This is a genomic window from Amycolatopsis sp. cmx-11-12 (assembly GCF_046269425.1).
Classification (GTDB): Bacteria; Actinomycetota; Actinomycetes; order Mycobacteriales; family Pseudonocardiaceae; genus Amycolatopsis.
This window is the reverse complement of the sequence record NZ_JADNQM010000083.1, coordinates 1-7,883: the sequence shown is the minus strand read 5'-3', so window position 1 is coordinate 7,883 and position 7,883 is coordinate 1. Positions and strand designations below refer to the sequence as shown.

8 protein-coding genes and 1 pseudogene are annotated in these 7,883 nt (G+C 59.0%); 4 read left to right on the top strand and 5 right to left on the bottom strand.

Going from position 1 to position 7,883, the window contains the following annotated elements:
* On the bottom strand, positions 1-398 hold a 398-nt coding region (locus ACLARN_RS43955; RefSeq protein WP_409497430.1), incomplete at its 3' end, for a hypothetical protein.
* Between the two features lie 861 nt (positions 399-1,259).
* On the opposite strand from ACLARN_RS43955, the gene ACLARN_RS43950 reads away from it, so the two are divergent.
* The 3 genes from ACLARN_RS43950 to ACLARN_RS43940 all read left to right on the top strand — a co-directional run bounded on the left by ACLARN_RS43950 (position 1,260) and on the right by ACLARN_RS43940 (position 3,971).
* Positions 1,260-2,450, top strand: a complete 1,191-nt coding sequence (locus ACLARN_RS43950; RefSeq protein ID WP_409497429.1) for a PucR family transcriptional regulator — start codon at positions 1,260-1,262, stop codon at positions 2,448-2,450.
* Positions 2,451-2,598: 148 nt separating this feature from the next.
* Entirely contained in the window at positions 2,599-3,318 is a 720-nt protein-coding gene (locus ACLARN_RS43945; RefSeq protein WP_409497428.1) for a response regulator transcription factor, read from the top strand.
* A gap of 500 nt (positions 3,319-3,818) precedes the next feature.
* On the top strand, positions 3,819-3,971 hold the full coding sequence (locus tag ACLARN_RS43940; RefSeq protein WP_409497427.1) for a hypothetical protein: 153 nt from the start codon (positions 3,819-3,821) through the stop codon (positions 3,969-3,971).
* Between the two features lie 137 nt (positions 3,972-4,108).
* Here ACLARN_RS43940 and ACLARN_RS43935 read toward each other — a convergent pair whose 3' ends face one another.
* Complete coding sequence (locus ACLARN_RS43935; RefSeq protein WP_409497426.1) at positions 4,109-4,732, bottom strand: hypothetical protein; 624 nt, start codon at positions 4,730-4,732, stop codon at positions 4,109-4,111.
* Positions 4,733-4,761: 29 nt separating this feature from the next.
* Positions 4,762-5,589 (bottom strand): ATP-binding cassette domain-containing protein, encoded by an 828-nt coding sequence (locus ACLARN_RS43930; protein WP_409497425.1) that lies wholly within the window; start codon positions 5,587-5,589, stop codon positions 4,762-4,764.
* Between the two features lie 834 nt (positions 5,590-6,423).
* Here ACLARN_RS43930 and ACLARN_RS43925 point away from each other — a divergent pair.
* On the top strand, positions 6,424-6,876 hold the full coding sequence (locus tag ACLARN_RS43925; RefSeq protein ID WP_409497424.1) for an MEKHLA domain-containing protein: 453 nt from the start codon (positions 6,424-6,426) through the stop codon (positions 6,874-6,876).
* 73 nt (positions 6,877-6,949) lie between these two features.
* Here the strand turns inward: ACLARN_RS43925 and ACLARN_RS43920 are convergent, their stop codons facing one another.
* Positions 6,950-7,132 (bottom strand): ATP-binding protein, encoded by a 183-nt coding sequence (locus ACLARN_RS43920; protein ID WP_409497431.1) that lies wholly within the window; start codon positions 7,130-7,132, stop codon positions 6,950-6,952.
* Positions 7,133-7,335: 203 nt separating this feature from the next.
* A pseudogene (locus ACLARN_RS43915) lies at positions 7,336-7,688 on the bottom strand (transposase); the annotation flags it as partial.
* Between the last annotated feature and the right edge of the window lie 195 nt (positions 7,689-7,883).

Genomic DNA, 7,883 nt, shown 5'->3' with positions numbered 1-7,883 from the left:
CCTCGGAACCCGCCCACCGACACGACAGTCGGCCCACAACCCTGCCCACAGCACGATTTCCGACCAAAACCCAGCCGCAGCAGCAATCCCGACGAACTCACAGAAACCCATGCAAGATCGAGGTTAGAGCCCATTCGGTCGAAAGGCACGTGCGCCGACGGCTCGAGCCAGTCTTTTCCAGCTCGACGTGTCGAACTGCGGTACACCAGAATCGCGAACACGGCGATCATCAGGCTGGCGACGACCAGCAGGGTGATTCGCAACCAGTCGATGCCGCCACTGGTGAAGGAAATGAGGATCAGTGCCAACCCGATGACCAGGTAGCCGAAAGTGCCTTGTCGTGCGCACTTCGATTTCGTTCCGACATGACAGAATCCTACTGCGTCGGGCTTGCGCACGCCTCGGCTCCCCCCGGGACGAGTTTGACTGGCCCAGGAAGATCGCCGATCACGTCGCGACGACGAGACCGCTGATCGCGGCCGAGGTACTGATGCTCTGGAGGAACGACGAGAGGGCGGGGCCGAGACGTTCTCCAGCTCCATGACCGGCAGGTCCATCGACGCACCTGCGCCGATGGACAGCTCTCGGGAGCCGACCTCCGTGACCGACAGGTCGAGGTTGTTGTTTCGCATTTAGTTCACCGCCCTACTTGTGTTCGCTTCGATCCGCAGGCCGACTCGAATCAGGTCATAACGATGACGCTGACCTGAGCGCCGTCGGCGCCAGGCTTCCAGCAGACCTCAAGCGGCGGTCTGTTTCGAGGCGGTTCGACGTCACCGCGAGCCGTTCACAAGTCACCAGGCAAGCCAGTCGCCGGGAGTCTCGACGATACGTGGTTCTCCACCGCCAGCCCGTCTGTTGACTCCATCTTTCACCATACACGTGATAAAGCGCACCGATCGCAACAGTTCTCAAGTCTGATTTTGTAGCCGGACTCGATTTACCAGGCAGCTCGGAAGCTGATGTATGACTATCCGCGTGAGAAACCGACATTCGGGGCGATTCCCGACCTCTCAATCGTGAACCATCGCGACGCATGCATGAAATCGTCGCCGCCTGAACCGCATCCCGACGAGCTCAGCGGCATTTTCATGTTGCCCACGTGAATATTTCATTTATATTGACATACGACTCACCCGTCACGTACCCGTATACTACAGTCACTCGGCGCGACGGAATCAGGACAATCTATGAATCCTCATACTCTGACACTCGCCGGAGTTTCCATGTACACGCGGTTAGCCGACCTGGAACCACGCTTGGTCAAGCAGATGGCCAGGTACGTCGACGAAGCCGTCCCCGCATTTCACGCCTTGCCAGCCCAACAGATCGAAGAAGACGTCCGTGACCTCGTACACCGGAACCTGGAATACGTCATGCGCATGCTCCGTGAGCGTCGCCCACCAGATCCTTCCGAACTTACCGGGATCGCCGACATCGTCACCCAACGCGCAGGTGCGGGGATACCGCTGGAGGCGATGTTGCAGGCTAGCCAAGTCGCGATCCGGAGCGGCTGGGCACTACTCGTCCAGGATGCTGAACCCCGCGACCTGGACCACGTGCTCGTCGCCACCTCACTGTTCATGCAACTACAGGAAAACGTCACCGCCGCCGTATACGCGGCATACACCACCGCGACGCGGCCTTGTGGGCCCTCCAGGCACGACGCCCGCCATGAACTCATCAACGCGCTACTCGCTGGCGCCCCTTACGAACGCTATGCGAAACGAGCATGCATCCAGTTGGCTGAGCGCTACCACGTCGTCGCCCTTAGAGCCACCCAGAAATCCGAGCCAACAAATCCTGACAACGCGGCCCACCAAGACGCCTGGCACCAGCTAGCCGAGCAGGAAGTCGCTTCCCTGACCGGCGAACCACCACTGAGCTCACTAACCTCGGCTGGCGGTGTCATCCTCCTGCCCGAGTCCTCCGCATTGAGACCATCAAGGGCAGCGAGACAACACATCAAGGCACTCGTCCACAGATTGTCAACAACTAACCCCTGGCTCGTGACTGCGACCATGACCACAAGCACCGTCGACGAGATTCCCCGCGCACACCTCGACGCTCAGGGCTTACTCAACCTCGTAAACAGCCTCGACCGCGGCCCGGGCCTCTACGAACTTCAAGATGTGATGTACGAATACCAGATCACCCGGCCTGGCCCAGCCAACGACGCGCTAAGGGCGCTGCTCAACCCGCTAATGGACGTCAATCCCAAATTACTCCACACTCTCCAACTGTTCGTCGCACACGACCTCGACCGACACGCCACCGCCGCAAGGCTAGGCAAGCACCCCAACACCGTCGACTATCGCCTCAAACGAATCGCCGACATCACCGGGTACGACCCAGCACACCCCCCCGACATGCAGCGTCTCAGTGCCGCACTGATCGCTTGGCGTGCCTACACAGAACCAACAGAAACCAGTCCATATCTCGACGAATAATGCCGCAAACTGCGCACCGGCTCCCGTGCAGCATTACCGCGGTGCAACTCACAAGCATGCACCAGAAGTCTTGGACATAATCCAATTAGTCGAGTAGTAAGCAATCATGGCAATAGTATTAATGAGTGACAACTGACCTGGAGGCAGGATGTACGAATCGACAATCTCCCGCACAGCATCACGAATTTCTGGCGGACAGTCTACCACAGGGCAAGCTATCACAGTCGCAGCCGTTGAGCAGGATCCTCTGTTCTGTGACGGGATCCGAGCCATCGCCTCGCGCGTCGACGGCTTGCACTGGGTGGGGGCAGCAAGCGATCCCAGCACAGCAATGACCCTGTGCAAGAAACGTCTCCCTAATATACTCCTGGTCAACTCGACACTCGACCCACGCGCACAACTCACGCACACACTCCTGAGAAGAAAAGAAATACACACTGCCATCGCACTTGTCAGTAAGACCGACGAGACCGCAAGGTATATCTTGCGTGCCGCTCAGCAGGGAACAAGCGGCTTCGTCGCACGGTCCGTCACGGCAGAACAGTTGGCCCATGCCATCAAGACCTGTTACGTCGCCGGTCGCTATATCGCTCCGGACCTGAGACACCTGCTCACACAGACAATCCCTCCCCAAGTTACCAAGCAGGCATATTCCCTGTCCGGACGAGAAAATGAAGTACTCCACCTGCTCAGCAACGGCGCTGAAACCAGGGACATCGCCATATCGCTGCACATCTCAATTGAGACTGTCCGCACGCACGTCAAGAATATTCTACATAAACTCGGCGCACACAATCGCGCCCATGCGGTGACCGTGGCACACAAGGCCGGATTGCTTGGCGGACGCGAACCACATGCTAGCGTATGACGGGTCAGGTCAGTCGATGATCCAGGCTTGGTCAGCGCCTGAGCGCACACAGCCAGTTCACGAATGCTGCGGTCATCAAGATCAGCCAAGCGTCACCGGAGCAAAGAGGAGTGATTCACTGACTTCTTACCAAGTCGTTGGCACAAGAAAACACAAGAGCAGGTTAGGTCGACTCGCAGACTTTGGCGTAACAAGCCAGCCAAGAGCCACATCACACCAGGCGTCTTATTACTTGCCACAGGCGCCTCAACAATAACTGGAACATTCTTTGAACTAGGCAAAGTCATCTGGCCGACAGACTCAGAAATATTGCAACCGGTTGCATACGTTACCGCATGGCCAACCAGTGAGAGCAATATTGAGTTTAAGCAAATCGATTCTACCCACCTCAGCCGTCAGCAGCCGCACCCTCTCGCCATCGATCTGCTCGCAGTTTATGTGACAACCATGGCGCCGGCAAGATCGACCGGGCCACCGAACGACTGCGACAATGGCAATTGATGACCGCAGCTGTCGCAAGCCTGAATATTGCGATCGTCATCACTGTAGCGCTCATAATCATATATCAGCTTGATTTGCGAATTGGCCCGATTCCGAACTCTGCTTCACATATCGTCATGGTCGGTCCAGATGAGCAGACCTTTCAGAATTGACAGAACCCTCATTTCACCTATCTTCACCACGACACTGAGCTGGTCTCCACACCCAGCAGCACATCGTCGTCGAACTTGAATGAGTGGGACTCCACCGCGGTCGATCACCCCAACGTTGTTTGAAGAAGCACTAGCAACTAGCGCTGCCTCGTCGAGATCAGATGTGTGGTCACGCCGCAGATAACCAAGGTTGTGACCGCGTAACAGATGATCGGTGCAAGCGCAACGGTCGATGCGTTCGCTGAACTCGTAGTAAACAGGATCTTCAATGCCGGGTGCACCAGTGGTATCCACGGCGAGAGCGTAACCACACCTAGCCAGAACATTGTCGCTAGCAAACTGTAACCGAGTCTTGGGATAGTCAGCGGTGAGCAGACCACGCCGATTGCCACTCCGGTGCAGACGGAAATGACCACGCCTTCCAACCCAGCAACCACGACGACTGGATCGACTGGTTGCCGACTGGAGAGGAGCGGATAGGTAAGGCCGACCAGACCTAGTAGCAGCGACACGATCAGTGCAGTCAGCACACCCGCGATCAGCACACGTGACGACGAGCCGGAGTTTACCACCGTGATCGACCGCTGCACAGCGTCCTCCTCGCTGAGGAGAACCACAGCGATCCATGCAGCGCAAATGAACAAGCCTGCCGAAGCTAAGCCATAGACTGGCAGCACCGAGGGCCCGTCGTTGGTAGCGAGCAGTGTGACGAAACTCAGGTAGAATAGCCCGGGCGCCAGGTAGCGCTGCGCGTGCAGCATTCCTGCGAGCATGTACCGCACTAGCGCGATCAAAGGCCTACTTCCTCTGAGGCCACCGTATCCAGACTGATGTGCCGAAGACTGCGTACCGACCAGCCGGACCGGATCACCTCTAGCAGCAGCTCATCACAGTACTCGCCGTCAACATTTAGCGTGATCTTCTCCCCATTTCGCTCGGCCCGGAACACCCCTCGCACCGAGTCCCACTCTACCTCCTCCTGCCGATGCGGTCGGCTGTGGCTAGGAAAAAGCTCGACCTCCACCGGACTTACTCGATCCATTGCGGAACCGGAGCGATAACTGTCCACGCGCCCCCGCCGAATCCGATACACGACCGTGGCGTTTGCGTGCACAACCTCATATCGATGGTCGGTGAACACCACGATCCCCCCAGCACCGGTGACCTCCTCCATGAGGTCACTAAGGACTCGGTGCGCCGATGCGTCCAGTCCGGACCATGGCTCATCCAGCACCAGTAGCCTCGGCTGGCGTAATACGGCTTGCGCCACTGCGACCTTCTGCGCGTTCCCCTTGGACAGTTCGCGGATCGGTGTTTCCATACCGCCCGCCAATTCTAGCCGCTCCAGTAGTTCGCCAGACCGTGCCGTAGCCTTCTTCGTGCTCAGTCCCTGGATACGTCCCATGTGTCGCAGGTAGGCGAGCGCCGACATGCGTGTTGTAGCCGGGAAACGTTCCGGCACATAGCCCACTTCAGAGGGGCGACCGACAATCTCCCCCGCGCTCGGCCTGGATATGCCTGCCACCAGCCGCAGTAGGGTCGACTTCCCGGATCCGTTGCCTCCAACCACAGCGGCGATCTGCCGAGGTGCGACTTCGAGATCGACACTCTCGAGCACCCAGTGTCCGGAACCATACTGCTTGCCGACCCCCCTCAGGCCCACCGGAGTACCGCAGGAGCTAGGAATCATGCGGCCATCATACTGGTACTGCGCACCCTCTTCTCGCGGTCCACGTGTGCCTTGCGCAACGCATTGAACCTGACTGCGGAGGACATAGAATGCTCGTTTCGCTGAGTCCGGGCCTGACCGACAGCCACGCCGCTCTGGACGTTAGTCGGAGTCATATCTGCCGCGCTGTTCGCTGGACCTCAAAGTAAGTCTCAACTATAGCTCGACGTACTCACGTTACCATCAGCGGTCAGACTCCCCAGTTCCCTTGTGAAGAATCACAAACTGAGTCTTACGGATTTGCGCTGCGCGCGAAACAGCCCCAGTAACAGTGCTTTCGGTCCGGCATGCCGTATGTGCACTGAATGGACTGAACGCATACATGAGGCGGAGCCTTGAGTCCACGAGCGACAAGGGCAAGACAGCAAAGGTCGGGATCCGAGCGGGAGGGGTTTTGCGCCCGCGCGGGTCGTACGGGATCCAGGAGCCTGAATGGTACTGCGCAGTCAGGGCAGCACTGATCGAGCGGTTGACCAAGGAGGTGCTGGCGGTGGCGTCAGCGTGGAGATACCCCGAGCATCTCAGGTACGAAGGAATCAGGCGGGGCCAGTCGTGCCGACACGAGCGTCATGACGGTACCCGGTCGCGGACACTCACGAACCTACTGAACCAGTACAAGCCATATGGCTCACTGACCAGCGACGTTACCGCGATAGCATGTGTTGGGCACTGGGCTCGGTTCTGTGGCTTTACGTTAAGGCGGCCGTTCGTTAAAATGGATGCATGTCTGAATTGGACCTGAAGGTCGATTCCGAATTTGTCGCGTTGCTGCTGGACAGCCATTTCCGGTTGGTCGGACGCAGGCTCGAACTACCCGGCCTGTCTCCCGCAGGCGCTGCACGCTGGCTCTACCACGACGCGCCGTTCTCAGTGCTCGCACACGACCCCGCGCCCGATCCGACCTTCATCTACGCGAACCTAACCGCTCAACGCTTGTTCGGCTACAACTGGGTCGAGTTCATCGCGCTGCCATCGCGAGAAACAGCGGGCCCATGGGACCGTGCGCAACGTGCGGCGCTACTCAAATCTGTGCGACACAAAGGTTTCGTTACTGGTTATCACGGGATTCGCGTGCGCAGATCGGGTGAACTGTTCGAGGTTGAGAACCTGACCCTGTGGAACCTCGTCGACGGCCAGGGCAAGCAGTTCGGCCAGGCAGCGGCGTTCCCGGTCTAACTGTCGACATCGTGTGAATTTGGAGCCCCGTGGCGGCAGGTGAAGCTGGACGCCCCGTTGTGTGTTGATGTTGTTACTCGTTGGTTTTGGTGGCTGCGGGGACGCGTCCGAGGTCTCGGTCATTGAGGTGGCAGCCGTCACCCTTCATGGAGACGACGTCGGTGTGGTGGACGAGGTGGTCGATCATGACGGCTGCGACGACATCGCCGCCGAAGACTTCGCCCCAGCGCCCGAACGGTTTGTTCGAGGTGACGATCAGGCTGGCTTACTCGTAGCGGGACGAGAGGAGTGAGAAGAACAGGTTGGCTGCCTCGGCTTCGAACGGAATGCAGCCGACCTCATCGACGACGATCAGTGGATGCGGCCCGTTTGACCAGTTCGGCTTGCATTTTCCCGGCGAGGCGGGCGGCCTCAGCGGTGTGGGCGGTGTAGATCGGTTTCAGCGCGGCGGCGATCTTCCTCCAGATCGACACCGACGGCGATGTGAGCGGCCGTGTTGCGTACGGCGTTGCCGTCGCGGACCTTCACGATCAGAGCGGCGAGGTAGATGATCGGGTAGATCTCGTCCAGCGGCCGCGACTGCCATGCCTCAACCTCATCGAACACGGCCCGTCGGTGATCTTCGAGATCGTGTCGCGGGAGAGCTCCGTGCCCAGCGTCCGCGCCAGATGGTGGCTGATATCGCGGACCGTCATACCACCGGTATAGAGCGAGATGATCATCTCGTCCAGACCGCCGCCCCGGCGTGAGCCCTTCAGGACCAGCCGGAGCCCGAACGGCCCAGCCCGGTCCCGAGGACCGGCCAGTCCCACGTCAACGACCTCCGTCGACATCTGAGCTCCCACGGTTGTCCGGGCACCTTAGCGTTGCTCCCGGCCTTCGGACCGTCGTCTGTGGTGTGTCAGGCGGCTTGTTGTAGTTCGCGGAGTCTTTCAGACTCGACCGGGGTGAGGTATCCGACTTTGGGATGGCGGCGTTGCCGGCTGTGGAATATCTCGAGGTCCCGG

What these genes read in the sequence shown, in the direction of transcription:
- ACLARN_RS43925 (WP_409497424.1), top strand. Translation starts at nt 6,424, where the DNA reads ATGTCTGAATTGGACCTGAAGGTCGATTCCGAATTTGTCGCGTTGCTG.
- ACLARN_RS43945 (WP_409497428.1), top strand. Translation starts at nt 2,599, where the DNA reads ATGTACGAATCGACAATCTCCCGCACAGCATCACGAATTTCTGGCGGA.
- ACLARN_RS43935 (WP_409497426.1), bottom strand. Translation starts at nt 4,732, where the DNA reads ATGCTGCACGCGCAGCGCTACCTGGCGCCCGGGCTATTCTACCTGAGT.
- ACLARN_RS43940 (WP_409497427.1), top strand. Translation starts at nt 3,819, where the DNA reads ATGACCGCAGCTGTCGCAAGCCTGAATATTGCGATCGTCATCACTGTA.